Origin of the sequence: Aliarcobacter sp., from assembly GCF_041672065.1 — a bacterium.
Lineage (GTDB): Bacteria > Campylobacterota > Campylobacteria > Campylobacterales > Arcobacteraceae > Aliarcobacter > Aliarcobacter skirrowii.
Genome location: NZ_JBAZAH010000003.1, coordinates 24330 through 38124 on the forward strand (window position 1 = coordinate 24330; position 13795 = coordinate 38124).

The window sequence follows — 13795 nt, forward strand, 5'->3', positions numbered from 1 at the left end:
GAGGTTGGCTTGAAAAATAGTGAAGTTTTAGATACAAATAAAAAATCTATAACTACTAGTGCCACTACTAGTAGAAGGGATTTTTTTAAAAAGACTGCTATATACTCTGCTGGAGCTTTAAGTGCTGCTAGTGTATTGTCACCTGTTTCTTTAAAAGCAGATGATCCCGCAATAATAAATGAAGCACCATGGGGACAAAAACTAGGAGATCCAGTAGACAAAAATCTATATGGTCTTCCTTCTCCGTATGAGCATAATAATATTAGAAGAACTCATAATCTTCTATCTTCAGGTGATGCTTATGCATCAATTTCTATGTGTCCAATTCATGAAAGTGAAGGAATAATAACTCCAAATGGACTATTCTTTACAAGAAATCATGGAGGAACAGCGCATGTTGATCCAAATCAATTTAGATTGATGATTCATGGTAAAGTAAAAAGAGAAGTTGTTTTAACTTTAGAGGATATTAAAAGATATCCAAGTGAAACAAGAACTTATTTTATAGAGTGTCCAGCAAATGGAAGCCCTGAATGGAGAGGACCACAATTTAATAGTTTACAATTTATGAAAGGTATGATGAGTAGTGCCCAATGGACTGGGGTTATGCTTAAAACTATTTTAGATGATATTGGTTTAGAAAAAGATGCTGTTTGGATGTTGGCTGTTGGAAGTGATAATGCATCAAATCCAAGAACAATTCCAGTTGAAAAAGCACTTGATGATGTTATGGTTGTGTGGGGACAAAATGGTGAGGCTTTAAGACCTGAGCAAGGTTATCCAATAAGACTTGTTGTTCCAGGATGGGAAGGAAATTTAAATACTAAATGGCTAAATAGATTAGAGTTTAGCGATAAACCATGGCATGCAAAAGAGGAGACTTCAAAATATACAATGCTTCAAAAATCAGGAAAAGCAATTAGATTTTTCTGGGTAAATGAAGTAAACTCTGTAATTACAAAACCATGTCCTGAAAAGCCTTGGACAAGCTTGAAAAAAGGTGATATGGTTGAGATTGAAGGACTTGCTTGGAGTGGTCATGGAACAATTAAAGGTGTTGATATATCTTTTGATGGTGGAGATAATTGGGTTGAAGCAAAACTTAAAGGTTTAGTTTTACCAAAATCTTGGACTAGATTTAGTTATATTTATAAATGGGATGGAAAACCTCTATTATTATCAAGCCGAGCTTATGATGATTTTGGAAATATTCAACCTACAATTGATGAAGAGACAAGTGCAGTTGGAGTTGAGTCAGTTTATCACAGAAATGCAATAGTAACTTGGGAAATCACAGAAAAAGGAGAGTGTAATAATGTTCAAATTAGAAAACATCACAAAGCTTAAAAGTTCTCTTTTAGCTGTTGGTTTAGCATTTGCTCTTGTAGCTTGTGGTGAGAGTGAAACTAAGCATGAAAGTTCTGTAGATGGTGCTGTTAAATATCCAATAAAAGATGGAAAATATTCACAGTACTATGTAAATACTCAAAGTTTTGAAGGTTTTAATTTAGGAAGAGAAGCTACAAAGAAAGAGATTGCTGCTTGGGATTTAGATGTAATGTATGATGGAACAGGTTTACCAGAGTTTGATATGAAACATGGTGAAGTTGTTTTAGATGAAGATGGAAATCCAAAAAAAGCTCAAGGTAGTGTTGAAGAGGGTATGGATCTGTATGAGTCACAATGTGTTATGTGTCATGGTGATTTTGGATATGGTGGAAGTGGATATCCTGCACTTGCTGGTGGTTCTATTACATCTTTAACAAAACAGAGATTAAATCCAGCAGATGAGCATCCAAATCCAGAAAATCCTGAAAAAACAATTGGAACATTCTGGCCATATGCAAGTACTCTTTTTTGGTATATTCAAGAGTCTATGCCGTTTAATCATCCAAAAAGTTTAACAAATAGTGAAACTTATGCTTTAACTGCATATTTATTATCAATAAATAATATTGAAATAGATGGTGAGTCATTAGATGATGATTATGTTTTAGACAAAGAGAAGTTTTTGAAAATTGTTATGCCAAATGTAAATGGATTCTATCCTGAAACAAATACTCCTCATAACCCAAAAGAGGGTGTTGAGAATATGACTAAGTTTTTATCAGATCCAACTCTTTACGGTAAAGGTACAAGATGTATGAGTAACTGTATTAAAGGAGATGTTGAGGATCTTGTAATGAGAATAAATGAAGATTTAACAAAAACTGCAAATGAGCCTCTTTCAACAGTTAGGGAGCTACCAAAAGTTGATAAATCTTTAGTGAAAAGAGGACAAATTGAGTATGAAAATGCTGGTTGTTCGGCTTGTCATGCAAATGCAGCGATTGGTGCACCAGTTCTTGGAGATAAAGATGCTTGGGAAAAACTTCTTAAAAATGGAATTGAGCAAGTTTATTATAATGGAATAAATGGTATAAATAGTATGCCACCAAGGGGTGGAACAGATTTAAGTGATGAAGAGCTAAAGATAATTATAGATTATATGGTTGATTCAAGCAAATAAAATATAAGGTTGAAATATGTATTTAATTAAAAAAATTGCAGCTGTTTTATCTGTTGGATTTTTAACTATTTTAAATGCAAATTCAGTAGAAAATACTGATTTGATTAAAAAAGGTGAAGTTATATATAAGACAAATACAAAAGGTAATTGTATAGCTTGTCATGATGCTAATGGTAAAACATTAGATGGGCCTGGAACTTTGGGTCCAAAATTGCAATTTTTAGCACTTTGGCCAGAAGAGGCATTGTATAGTAAAATTTTTGATCCAACAAACCCAGGAGATCCCATAACTGCAATGCCAGCATTTGGAAGAAACGGTTGGTTAAGCGATGATGAGATAAAAGCAGTTGTCACTTATTTAAAAACAATAAATTAAAATAAAGGAAAAATTATGTTAAATAGAAGAAAATTTTTAGGATTAGGATTAGGTGCAATTGCAGTTGCAACTGTTCCAGCACATTTAAGTGCAGAAGATTTTAGAGCTACAAAACCAAAAGCTTGGACTGCAACAAAATTTGATGAAGCAGTTAAGGAACTTTTTGGAAAAACTGCTACAACTCAAAGTGGAATTTCATTAACAGCTCCTGATATTGCTGAAAATGGTGCAGTTATTCCAATCTCTTTTAAAACAGATTTAAAAGCAAGTAAAATTGCAGTATTCCAAGATGCAAATCCAGAGAGTACGGTTGCTGTGTTTACAGTAAATGACAATATGGTTTTAGACTATGCATTTAGAATTAAAATGCAAAAATCAGGTACTGTTACTGTAATTGCAGATGTAGGTGGTCAACTATATTCAGCATCAAAAGAGATTAAAGTTACAATTGGTGGATGTGGTGGGTGATTTAAATCAACCAAGCTATAAATATATAAAAATAATAAATAAAATATAAAGGATATAAAATGTCAGGAACAACAAAAATAAGAGCAAAAATAAATAAAAATGGTATTTGTGAAGTTAGAGCTTTAGCATCACATGAGATGTTAAGTTATCAAGAGGCTGAAAGAGCAAAAAAAGAGGCAAATTTTATTACATATTTAGTTGCTAAAATTGGAGATAAAGTTGTATATGAAGTAAGTTCTAGTCAATTTTTATCAAAAGATCCTTACTTTAAATTTTCATTTAAAGGTGCAAAATCTGGAGATGAGATAACTATATCTTGGAAAGATTTAAAAGGAAATAGTGATACAACTGTTGAAAAAATTAAATAAAAAGATTATATAAAGGAGAGAGATAATATGTTTAGTAAATTACTAAAATCAACTATAATTCTATTTTTATCTTCTTCTTACTTAAGTGGTTCAAATTTTAATGAAGGTGCAGAAAAAGATAGAGTTGCTGCAATTAAATATTTTGAAGCTAAGTTTGAAGACCCAGCAAAAAATTATGGTAAATTCTTTCCTTATTTTACTCAAGAAGAGCTAGAAGAGAGATATGATAAAAATCTAAAACATATGGATTTTAATATTGGAAGCTATGCATATTCAAAAGATGGAAGATTACAATATGAGGCACTAAAAGAGATGCCTCCTTACGAAGATGCTATTGAAAAAGGTGAAGAGTTATATACAAAAAAATTTGCAAATGGTAACTCATTACAGACTTGTTTTCCTGATTTAACAATTGCTGGAACATTTCCATACTATGATAAAGAGAAAAAAGAATTAATCTCTTTAACAAAAGCTGTAAATGATTGTTTAAGAGCAAATGGTGAAAAAGAGTGGAATACAAAAAAAGGTGCTATGGCCGAATTTCAAGCCTATTTTGTAAATGAGAGTAAAGAGGCTGGAAAAGTTTTTGATATTCAAATTAACAGTCAAGAAGAGAAAGATGCTTATGAAAGAGGAAAAGAGTATTACTATTCTCAAAGAGGTTATTTAAAACTATCTTGTGCAACATGTCATATTCACGGTTCTGGTAATAGAGTAAGAAATGAGGTTTTATCTCCACTTGTTGGACAAGTTACTCATTTTCCAGTTTTCAGGCTTAGATGGGCAGAAATTGGTACTTTAGAGAGAAGAATTTCAGGTTGTGTTGTAGATCAAGGTCAAGTTCCACCAAAAGATGAGAGTCAAACTATGATTGAACTACTATACTTTTTAGCTTATATGTCAAATGAGATGCCAGTTGATGGTCCTGATGTAAGAAAATAAGGAAGAATATATGAAAAAGATTTTATTTTTAATATTGGTTATAGTGTTAGTTGCTATATACTTTTTTCTTACACCAAAAGAGATACAAACAGTAGCACAATCAACACAAGCAAAAGAGGATTACTCTTTGCTTGATGTAAAAAAAGAGTGTGATGTTAAATTAAATGGAGTTGAAAAAGTTATACAAACTGCTGAAAAATACAATAAAGTTGCTATTGATCATGGTGTTGAGTTTATGAGATTTGGAATGAAAGCTAGTCAATATATAGATGCTGTTCAAAAAGCTTTAAAAAGTGGTTCAAATCAAATAGATATTGTTGATAACAAAGCAAAAGCAACAGGGGAGAAAGTTTCAATAGAGTTTGCATCTTGGAGAGCTTGTAGCTTTGCTATTAGTGCTTTAACTCAAGAGGCTGAAGCTAAGAAAACTTGGCGATTAGCAAGTCCTAGTGATGGATATAAATATTAAAAATTTATAAAAAGCCAATTTTAAAAAGTCAAGATTTTATCTTGACTTTTTTTATTTATAAAAGGAATATTAAATGAGTAAATTAAGTAGAAGAGAGTTTGTGTATATGATGGCAGCTTTAGGAGCAACTCCTATATTTGCAAACTCTCATACAAGAATGGTAGAAACATCTAAAAAATTAGAAGATTACTATAAATTAAAACCATTTGGTAATGCAAGATTTATACATATGACAGATTGTCATGCACAGTTATTACCTGTCTATTTTAGAGAACCAAGTGTGAATTTAGGATTTTATGGAAATTTAGGAAAACCACCACATATTGTTGGTGAAAAATTTTTAGATTATTATGGAATAAAAGGAAATAAAAGACTTGAATATGCATTTTCATGTGTAAATTTTGAAGAGCATGCAAAAGTTATGGGTAAAACAGGTGGTTTTGCACAAATAAAAACAGTAGTTGATTTTTTAAGAGATAGTTTTGGAAAAGATAAAACTCTATTTTTAGATGGTGGAGATACATGGCAAGGAAGTGCAACAGCTTTATGGACTAGAGGTAAAGATATGGTTGGAGCTTTAAATTTACTTGGAGTTGATGTTTGTGTTGGGCACTGGGAGTTTACATATGAAGCTAAAGAGATTCTTGAAAATGTTAAAGAGTTAAATGCAGAATTCTTAGCACAAAATGTTTTTGTAAAAGAAGATGCTATGATGAATGGTGCTGAAGCTTATGATGAAGATAGTGGACATGCATTTAAACCATATACAATTAAAAAAATGGGTGATGCTAGAGTTGCTATTATTGGACAAGCTTTCCCTTATACAACAATTGCAAATCCACAAAGATTTATTCCTGATTGGACATTTGGAATAAATGAAAATAGCATGCAAGAGTTAGTTGATAAAATTAAAGAAGATGAGAAACCAGATGCTATTATTGTTCTATCTCACAATGGTTTTGATACAGATAAAAAAATGGCTGAAGTTTGTACAGGAATTGATTTTATACTAGGTGGTCATACACACGATGGTGTTCCAGAAGCTTATCCTGTTAAAAACTCATTAGGTACAACTTATGTTTGTAACGCTGGAAGTAATGGTAAATTTTTAAATGTTTTAGATTTAGATATTCAAAATGGAAAAATCAAAGATTTTAAATTTACACTTCTTCCAATATTCTCAGATTTAATTCCTGAAGATAAAAAAATGAAAAAATATATTGAAGATGTAAGACTTCCTTATTTAAAAGAGCTTACAAGACCAATTGCTACAACTGAAGAGACGCTATTTAGAAGAGGTAACTTCAATGGTTCTTGGGATCAAATTATTTGTGATGCTTTGATTGATATAAATGATGCACAAATTTCACTATCTCCAGGATTTAGATGGGGAACTTCAGTTATGCCAAATCAAACAATTACTTTTGATGATTTAATGACACAAACAGCTATGACATATCCTGAAACATATGTTAGAGATATAAAAGGAAGTGAACTAAAACTTATATTAGAAGATGTTGCTGATAACTTGTTTAATGAAGATCCATTTTTACAACAAGGTGGAGATATGGTTAGAACAGGTGGAATTTCATACAAAATTGATCCAAAAGCAAAAATTGGAGAGAGAATTTCAAATATAGTTTTAAGCAAAACAGGTAAAAAAATTGATGCTAATAAATCTTACAGAGTTTCTGGTTGGTCAACTGTTGGAGCAAAAAGTGAGGGTGAACCAGTTTGGGAAACTGTTGAGAAATATTTAAAAAATATTAAACATATTAGTAAAGTAAAAATTGATACTCCTGATATTGTTGGAATAAAAGGTAATCCTGGAATTATCTAAAATAGAAAACATAAAGATTTTTCTTTATGTTTTTTAAATAAAGCAATAGTTTTATTGTTTTGTTTAAAAAATTTATGGAGAGATTATGAAAATAATATTTGTTCTATTTGCAGTGACTATAAGTTTATTTGCAAGTTTTGAAGATGGTAAAAAAGTTTTTGATGCTAAGTGTGCTACTTGTCATAAAGAGTATATTCCTATGAACTTATTAAAAGAAAACTTCTTTGAAAAAAATAATACACTTTTAAATTTAAAAGCTCCTAGTGCAAACTTAATGGTTTGGGCAATGTTCGATAGCTCAAAAAAAATTGGTGATGAAAATGATAAAGAGTTTCAAGAGATTGAGATAGGAATATATTTAAAGTCATATTTAGAAAATCCAGATAGATTTAACTCAATTTGTGATGATAGTGCTTTGGGACATTATGAAAATAAAAGTAGTATGAAAGGTGAATTAAGTGAAGATGATTACCTTAATTTAACAACTTATTTTATGGAATTTAAAGATAATATAAAAGAAGAAGATATCTATAAAGATCCAAAGTATTCACAAAAAGATGAAGATACTATTTTAACAAAAGCAAAAAAAGAGGGTAAAAAAATTATAGTTTATGCAACTTCAAATAGTTGTTATTTTTGCAAAAAAATGGATAGAGAAGTTTTTGCTGATTCTAATATAAAAAAAATATTAGATGCTAACTATATATTTTTGGAGATTGATATGGATAGTTCATCTTTACCTTTTGATCTACAAAAAGAGTATAAAAGAATAACTCCTAGCTTTTTCTTTATAAATAGTAATAAAAAGCTTTTATCACAATATCCAGGAGCTTGGAAAAAAGATGATTTTTTAAAACTATTAATGGATAATAGATGAGAATTTTAGGAAAAGTAATAGATACTTTTAGTGCAACAAAAGAGCAAAGTTCTCTTCCAAGACCAAAGGTTAAATCTTTAAATTTAATAAAAGATTATGGAATAGAGTTTGATAAATTTGCTGGTAAAAAGCTTGATCAAACTGTTTTGATAGTTGGTATTAAATCTTATGAGATAGCAAAAAATAATGGTATTTTTTTAGAGTATGGAAGTTTGGGTGAGAATGTCTTATTAGATTTTGATCCACATGAATTTGAAGTTGGAGCTTGTTTTAAAATAGCTGAGGCTATAATACAAATAACTCAAATTTGTACGGTTTGTAACCATTTAGCTATATTTAATGATAATTTACCCAAACTTTTAAAAGAACATAGAGGAGTTTATTGTAGAATTTTAAACTCTGGAGTTATTGTAAGTAATATGAAAGTAGAGGAGTATATATGTTAAAAAAAATAGTTATATTTTTTTGTTTTTTTGTTTTTGCATTTTCGCAAAGTAGTTTTAGTAACCCGCAACCAAGTTTTGATAATCCAAGAAAGGTTGTATACTCTTTATATGTAAATGATTTGGATACTGTAAATCAAACTATTGGTTCTATTTATAATATTTTAAAAGAGTATCCAAGTGAGAGTTTAAAAGTTGTGGTTGTTGTTTATGGTAAAGGAATGAGAGTTCTAAAAAATGATTATGATAAAGATACTCAAGCAAGAATTAAATCTTTAATGCAGTATGATGTAGAATTTATTGGATGTAAAAATACTATGCAAAGTATGAATTGGACTGAAGATGATTTTATGGATGGTATTTCATATACTCAAGCTGGAATTGTTGAGCTTATTGAGAGAAAAGTTGATGGCTATATAGGGATTGTAGCTTATTAAAATATTTAAAAAGGATAAATTATGTTAAAAAATATTTTTGTTTTTATTCTGTTTGTATCTTCAAATTTATTTGCAATTACTAAAAGTGAATGTTTAAAAAAAGGTGAAGATTTTGTATTTGTAAAAAATGAGTGTATAAACTATAAAGCTTTTGTTACAGATGAAGATGCTCTTAATATAATTGTTCATGGAACTTGGGACGAGGGAACTGACATTATTGCTAGATACTCTCCTTTTGCTGAAGATATTTCTATGAGAACAGATGTTTCAACAATAGCCTTAGCGCTTCCTGGTTACTCTGAAAGTACAAGTGAAAACTATAAAGCTATTGGAAATAAAGAGCAGAAAAACCTTGCAGCTACAAAAAAATATGTTGATTTTTTTATTGCTTTGGTTGAAGAGTTGAAAAAAGAGTTTGAATCAACTAAAACTACAATAATTGCTCATAGTGCTGGTTGTATGCTAAGTGCAACTGCTATTGGGATTAAACCAGATTTAGTTGATAATTTAGTTTGTGCTGGAGGAGTTTATGATATTCATAAAAAGAGTCCACAAAAAGGTCTAATTTCTGCAGTTGATGTTATTGATAAAATCTCAAAAGATACAAAAATAGTTTTAATATATGGTAGTGATGATAAAGTTTCAACTCCTAAAATGAGTAAAGATTTTTATAATCTTGCAAAGAAAAAAGGTTTAAATGTTGAATTAGTAGAAGTTAAAAATGCAGCTCATATGGATTTAGAGATGCAAAAAGAGTCTTTAGAAGCTATTGAAAATCTATTTGAATAGATTTGAAATCAAATAGAATTAAAACTCTATTTGATTTTGGTTATTTGGATCTACAGTGATCACTGAATCACCATCAGGAAGAGGTGAAGTTTTTGTATAATACTCCTCTTTTCCTTTATATATTGTAGAATAAACACCTTGTGGTTTTATAAATGTTCTTTGTGTTTCAGGATGAATTTCTAAATATTTTCTATAAAAATGTGCAAAAGCAGGTGCTGCTATTGTACTTCCTGTTTCAGTTTTTCTCATTGGCATATTGCTATCATTTCCAAACCAAACTATAGTTTGAACTGTTGGTGAATATCCACAAAACCAAGCATCCATATTATCATTTGTTGTACCAGTTTTTCCAGCTAGTTCAATTCCAGCTACTTTTGCTCTTCTTCCTGTTCCGCTATCAACTGTATCTTTTAAAATTGAACTTAATAAATATGCCTGTTCTTCACTATTTTGGAAAGTTATTTGTGGTTCAAAATTTACAGTTTGATTGCTTCTGTCAACTATTTTATCAACTATATAAGGCTTAACTTGAGTTCCATAATTTGAAAAGATTGAAAAAGCACTAGAAAATTCCACTAAATTTACACTCATAGAACCTAAAGTTATAGATAAATCATTTACAATATTTTGGAATCCATATCTTTTTAAATCTCTTGTAACTCTTGCAACTCCAACATCTGTTACTAAATTTAGTGTTGAGAGATTTCTTGACTGCATTAAAGACTCTCTTAAAGTTACAACACCTTTAAAATTTTCTCCATAATTTCTTGGTGACCATCTTTGCTCAACACCATCAACTTCAAATGTGTATGTTCTACTTATATCAAAAAGTTGTGTAGCTGGATTATACCCTTCGTTTAAAGCTGTTTGATAAAAGAATGGTTTTATAGCGCTTCCAGCTTGTCTTTTTGATTGATAGGCTCTATGAAACATAGATTTACTATAATCAACTCCACCTACAATTGCCAAAATTTTACCTGTGCTATTTTCCATTGAAAGTAAAGCACCATTTAACTCTTTTTTGAATAACTCATCATCAATATAATCTAACTCTACATCTGCTGGAGGATTTTTTATCCAATCTTTTTCCTCTAACTCTTTAATATAGTTTGCATTTCTATTTATTGCTAAATTATATGATTTATTTAAAGCATCAATAGCAATATTTTGTAAATCTAAATCTAAAGTTAAATAGACTTTATATCCACCATATAAAATATCTGGATATTGATTTGATAGTTCATTTACAGCATAATCAATTGCCCAAGGAGCAACATTTTGTGTAAGTGTTTGATTAAATACTTCAGGTGTTTCACTTAAAGCCTCTTCATATTGCTCATCATTAATCCAGCCAAGAGTATGCATTCTTGATACAACTTGATTTGCTCTAGTTAGTGATATTTGAAGATTTTTTGTTGGATCATAAAAACTTGGAGCTCTTGGAAGTCCAACTAAAATTGCAATCTCTTTCAAAGTTAACTCATATAGATTTTTATTAAAATATCCTTTTGCAGCTGTTTGTATTCCATAATAACCATGACCAAAATATACCTCATTTAAATATCTCTCTAGAATCTGCTCTTTTGTTAAAATTGTTTCAAGCCTTAAAGATAATAAAGCCTCTTTTACCTTTCTTAAAAGAGTTTTTTCTCTAGTTAAAACTAATACTTTAATTAATTGTTGAGTTAAAGTACTAGCTCCTTCACTATATCCACCCGATTGAATATTCTTAATCATGGCTCTGCTAATTGCATCAGGATTTATTCCATAATGTTCAAAAAACTGTGTATCTTCAATAGCAACTAATCCTTCAATTACACGAGCTGGAATATCATCATAAATTACATATTCACGATTTTCATCTTTAAATGTATTTGCTAGAAGTCTTCCTTTGTTATCATAAAATTGAGTGCTAAGTTTTGGTTTATAGTTTACAACTTTATCTATATCATCTTTTATTGTTTGATATAAATCATATAAAAAAACAAATATTGCAATACCTAAAAATATAGATAGTATAAAAATAATCTTTGTAAATTTTTTTAACATTTTATTTCCTAAATTCTTTATTTTTAAAGCTAGAACTTATTAAAAGTTTTGTGTAAGCTGTTTGAGGATTTTCTAAAATCTCTTTTGTTGTACCAGATTCAATAATTTTTCCATTTTTTAAAATCATTATATCATCACAAATATTCTCTATTGTTGCTATATCGTGAGTTACAAAAAGAATTTTAATTCCAAGTTGCTCTTTTAAACTATTTACTATGTTTATAATATTTGTTTTATTTTCAAAATCTAAAGCAGTAGTTGGTTCATCTAAAAGTAAAAGTTTAATATCTCTGCTAATTGCTATTGCAATTACAACTCTTTGAACTTGACCACCACTAATTTGTGAAGGATATTTTTCTAAAATATCCAAAGATAGGTTTAAAAGTTTAAAAACTTCTTCTACTTTACTAAATTCACAAAACATTTGATCTTTTATTTTTGTCATAGTAGAGAGTGATAAAAATGGATTTTGAGGAATAAAACCAATTGTATTTGAATCAAGTTCAAACTCATACTCTATCTCTTTTTCAACTCTTAAATTAGTAGGAAGCATATTTAAAAGAGCTTTTAAAGTAAGAGATTTACCGCTTCCACTCTCTCCTACTAAAGCTATTGAACTATTTATTTTAAATGATATATCAACTAATGAAATATTCTCGTAAGAGATTTTTAATTTTTTAATATCAATCATTATATTAAAGGCTCATCCATCTCTTTTGGTATATCAAGTCCCATAAGTTTTAAAACTGTTGGTGCAATGTTATTTAAACTTCCAGTTTTTACCTCTTTAACATTTGGTGCAATCACAAAACAATAAACATCTCCAACTGTATGATTTGTAAGAGTATTTCCATTTTCATCTCTCATCATCTCACAATTTCCATGGTCAGATGTTAATACTATATTATAGTTGCTATTTTTTGCCTCTTCTAAAATAAGTCCAAGTTCATAATCAACAGCTTCAACAGCTTTTATAGCTGCTTCATAAACTCCTGTATGACCAACCATATCACCATTTGCAAAATTTACAACAATAAAATCTATTTGATTTTTCATAGCAAGTTTTACAGCTTCTGCTACTTTTGGAGCTGACATTTCAGGCTGTAAATCATAAGTTGCAACATTAGGTGAAGGGATTAAAACTCTTGTTTCATTTAAAAATGGCTCTTCAACTCCACCATTAAAGAAAAATGTTACATGAGCATATTTTTCAGTTTCTGCTGTATGAAGTTGAGTTAAGCCAGCATCTGAAATAACTTGCGCTAAAGTATTTGTTGGATTATCTTTTTCAAATATTACAGGAATTGGAATATTTTTATCATATAAAGTCATACTAGCAATTTGAATATTTAATGTTTTTTTCTCAAACTCTTTAAAGTCATTTTTTGCAAATACACTTGAAAGCTCTCTTGCTCTATCACTTCTAAAATTACAAAAAATAACTCCATCCCCATCTTTAATTCCATCATAACCATCTAGTGCAGTTGGAATTATAAATTCATCAAATATCTCATTTTTGTAAGAGTTATCTATAAAATCTAAAATATTATCCTTGGTTTTAGGAGTTGCATTTGCAATTGCATTATAAGCAAGTTCTACTCTATCCCATCTATTATCTCTATCCATTGCATAATATCTTCCGCCGATTGTTGCAATTTTTATATTCTCATTGCAAATATTTATAACTTTTTCAATATAGATTTTTGCGCAATCAGGTGCAACATCTCTTCCATCAGTTATAAGGTGAAGCCAAACTTTTTTATTTTTATTTTGAGCTATTTTTGCCAAAGCAATAATGTGATCAATATGAGAGTGAACCCCTCCATCACTAGCAAGTCCAATTAGATGAATATTGTTTGATTTTTCAATTGTATTTTTTACAATAACATTATCTTTAAGTGTATCATTTTTGATAGCTAAATGAATTTTTACTAAATCTTGATATAAAACTCTTCCACTTCCAATAGTCATATGTCCAACTTCACTATTTCCCATTTGATTATCTGGTAATCCAACATACTCCCCATATGTATGAATTAAACTATAAGGAACATTTTTAAAAAGATAGTCATATGTTGGTTTTTTTGCATTACAAAAAGCATTAAAGTTGCAAGAGCTATTATGTCCAATTCCGTCAGTTATTATTAATAGTGTTTTATTTCTCATCTATTTAAACCTTTTAAAATATTTTATATAATATAATCCCACAATCTTATCCAAAAAAGGTT

At 29.5% G+C, this 13795-nt stretch carries 15 protein-coding genes; 12 read left to right on the plus strand and 3 right to left on the minus strand.

Features of this window, described 5'->3' with window-relative positions; all coding sequences use genetic code 11:
- The first annotated feature begins 9 nt into the window (after positions 1–9).
- The 12 genes from soxC (at position 10) to WC168_RS00950 (ending at position 9518) form a co-directional block, all read left to right on the plus strand.
- Positions 10–1347, plus strand: a complete 1338-nt coding sequence (soxC, locus tag WC168_RS00895) for a sulfite dehydrogenase (RefSeq protein ID WP_066162325.1) — start codon at positions 10–12, stop codon at positions 1345–1347.
- The gene (locus WC168_RS00900) at positions 1316–2509 is read left to right on the plus strand and encodes a c-type cytochrome (RefSeq protein WP_066162322.1); all 1194 of its coding nucleotides are present in this window, start codon (positions 1316–1318) and stop codon (positions 2507–2509) included. Before soxC ends, WC168_RS00900 begins: the two co-directional genes overlap by 32 nt.
- A 16-nt stretch (positions 2510–2525) precedes the next feature.
- Positions 2526–2885, plus strand: a complete 360-nt coding sequence (soxX, locus tag WC168_RS00905) for a sulfur oxidation c-type cytochrome SoxX (protein ID WP_372617018.1) — start codon at positions 2526–2528, stop codon at positions 2883–2885.
- Positions 2886–2900: 15 nt separating this feature from the next.
- On the plus strand, positions 2901–3353 hold the full coding sequence (gene soxY, locus WC168_RS00910) for a thiosulfate oxidation carrier protein SoxY (protein ID WP_066162316.1): 453 nt from the start codon (positions 2901–2903) through the stop codon (positions 3351–3353).
- A gap of 59 nt (positions 3354–3412) precedes the next feature.
- Positions 3413–3721, plus strand: a complete 309-nt coding sequence (gene soxZ, locus WC168_RS00915) for a thiosulfate oxidation carrier complex protein SoxZ (protein WP_319047575.1) — start codon at positions 3413–3415, stop codon at positions 3719–3721.
- A 27-nt stretch (positions 3722–3748) separates the two neighbouring features.
- Positions 3749–4663: a sulfur oxidation c-type cytochrome SoxA gene (gene soxA / locus WC168_RS00920; protein ID WP_066162310.1), complete on the plus strand. Its 915-nt coding sequence runs from the start codon at positions 3749–3751 to the stop codon at positions 4661–4663.
- Between the two features lie 10 nt (positions 4664–4673).
- A complete protein-coding gene (locus tag WC168_RS00925; RefSeq protein WP_170256913.1) occupies positions 4674–5132 on the plus strand; it encodes a hypothetical protein in 459 nt (152 codons plus the stop codon).
- 73 nt (positions 5133–5205) lie between these two features.
- On the plus strand, positions 5206–6972 hold the full coding sequence (gene soxB, locus WC168_RS00930; RefSeq protein WP_372617023.1) for a thiosulfohydrolase SoxB: 1767 nt from the start codon (positions 5206–5208) through the stop codon (positions 6970–6972).
- Positions 6973–7057: 85 nt separating this feature from the next.
- Complete coding sequence (locus tag WC168_RS00935; protein WP_125296254.1) at positions 7058–7849, plus strand: thioredoxin family protein; 792 nt, start codon at positions 7058–7060, stop codon at positions 7847–7849.
- Positions 7846–8295 (plus strand): MOSC domain-containing protein, encoded by a 450-nt coding sequence (locus WC168_RS00940; RefSeq protein WP_372617026.1) that lies wholly within the window; start codon positions 7846–7848, stop codon positions 8293–8295. Before WC168_RS00935 ends, WC168_RS00940 begins: the two co-directional genes overlap by 4 nt.
- Positions 8289–8729: a DsrE family protein gene (locus WC168_RS00945; RefSeq protein WP_372617028.1), complete on the plus strand. Its 441-nt coding sequence runs from the start codon at positions 8289–8291 to the stop codon at positions 8727–8729. Before WC168_RS00940 ends, WC168_RS00945 begins: the two co-directional genes overlap by 7 nt.
- Before the next feature lie 21 nt (positions 8730–8750).
- Positions 8751–9518, plus strand: coding sequence for an alpha/beta hydrolase (locus tag WC168_RS00950; protein WP_066162295.1), 768 nt, complete (start codon positions 8751–8753; stop codon positions 9516–9518).
- 18 nt (positions 9519–9536) lie between these two features.
- Here the strand turns inward: WC168_RS00950 and WC168_RS00955 are convergent, their stop codons facing one another.
- From WC168_RS00955 to gpmI, 3 genes are read right to left on the minus strand one after another with little or no spacing between them, the layout of a single operon-like run.
- Positions 9537–11567 carry a penicillin-binding protein 1A gene (locus tag WC168_RS00955; RefSeq protein ID WP_372617030.1) on the minus strand — a complete coding sequence of 677 codons (2031 nt, stop codon included), beginning with the start codon at positions 11565–11567 and terminating at the stop codon, positions 9537–9539.
- 1 nt (position 11568) lies between these two features.
- On the minus strand, positions 11569–12258 hold the full coding sequence (locus tag WC168_RS00960; protein ID WP_066162287.1) for an ATP-binding cassette domain-containing protein: 690 nt from the start codon (positions 12256–12258) through the stop codon (positions 11569–11571).
- The gene (gpmI, locus tag WC168_RS00965) at positions 12258–13733 is read right to left on the minus strand and encodes a 2,3-bisphosphoglycerate-independent phosphoglycerate mutase (protein WP_279133669.1); all 1476 of its coding nucleotides are present in this window, start codon (positions 13731–13733) and stop codon (positions 12258–12260) included. Before gpmI ends, WC168_RS00960 begins: the two co-directional genes overlap by 1 nt.
- Between the last annotated feature and the right edge of the window lie 62 nt (positions 13734–13795).

What these genes read in the sequence shown, in the direction of transcription:
- gpmI (WP_279133669.1), bottom strand. Translation starts at nt 13,733, where the DNA reads ATGAGAAATAAAACACTATTAATAATAACTGACGGAATTGGACATAAT.
- soxA (WP_066162310.1), top strand. Translation starts at nt 3,749, where the DNA reads ATGTTTAGTAAATTACTAAAATCAACTATAATTCTATTTTTATCTTCT.
- WC168_RS00960 (WP_066162287.1), bottom strand. Translation starts at nt 12,258, where the DNA reads ATGATTGATATTAAAAAATTAAAAATCTCTTACGAGAATATTTCATTA.
- soxZ (WP_319047575.1), top strand. Translation starts at nt 3,413, where the DNA reads ATGTCAGGAACAACAAAAATAAGAGCAAAAATAAATAAAAATGGTATT.
- WC168_RS00945 (WP_372617028.1), top strand. Translation starts at nt 8,289, where the DNA reads ATGTTAAAAAAAATAGTTATATTTTTTTGTTTTTTTGTTTTTGCATTT.
- WC168_RS00935 (WP_125296254.1), top strand. Translation starts at nt 7,058, where the DNA reads ATGAAAATAATATTTGTTCTATTTGCAGTGACTATAAGTTTATTTGCA.
- soxX (WP_372617018.1), top strand. Translation starts at nt 2,526, where the DNA reads ATGTATTTAATTAAAAAAATTGCAGCTGTTTTATCTGTTGGATTTTTA.
- soxY (WP_066162316.1), top strand. Translation starts at nt 2,901, where the DNA reads ATGTTAAATAGAAGAAAATTTTTAGGATTAGGATTAGGTGCAATTGCA.
- WC168_RS00940 (WP_372617026.1), top strand. Translation starts at nt 7,846, where the DNA reads ATGAGAATTTTAGGAAAAGTAATAGATACTTTTAGTGCAACAAAAGAG.
- WC168_RS00900 (WP_066162322.1), top strand. Translation starts at nt 1,316, where the DNA reads ATGTTCAAATTAGAAAACATCACAAAGCTTAAAAGTTCTCTTTTAGCT.
- WC168_RS00950 (WP_066162295.1), top strand. Translation starts at nt 8,751, where the DNA reads ATGTTAAAAAATATTTTTGTTTTTATTCTGTTTGTATCTTCAAATTTA.
- soxB (WP_372617023.1), top strand. Translation starts at nt 5,206, where the DNA reads ATGAGTAAATTAAGTAGAAGAGAGTTTGTGTATATGATGGCAGCTTTA.
- WC168_RS00925 (WP_170256913.1), top strand. Translation starts at nt 4,674, where the DNA reads ATGAAAAAGATTTTATTTTTAATATTGGTTATAGTGTTAGTTGCTATA.
- WC168_RS00955 (WP_372617030.1), bottom strand. Translation starts at nt 11,567, where the DNA reads ATGTTAAAAAAATTTACAAAGATTATTTTTATACTATCTATATTTTTA.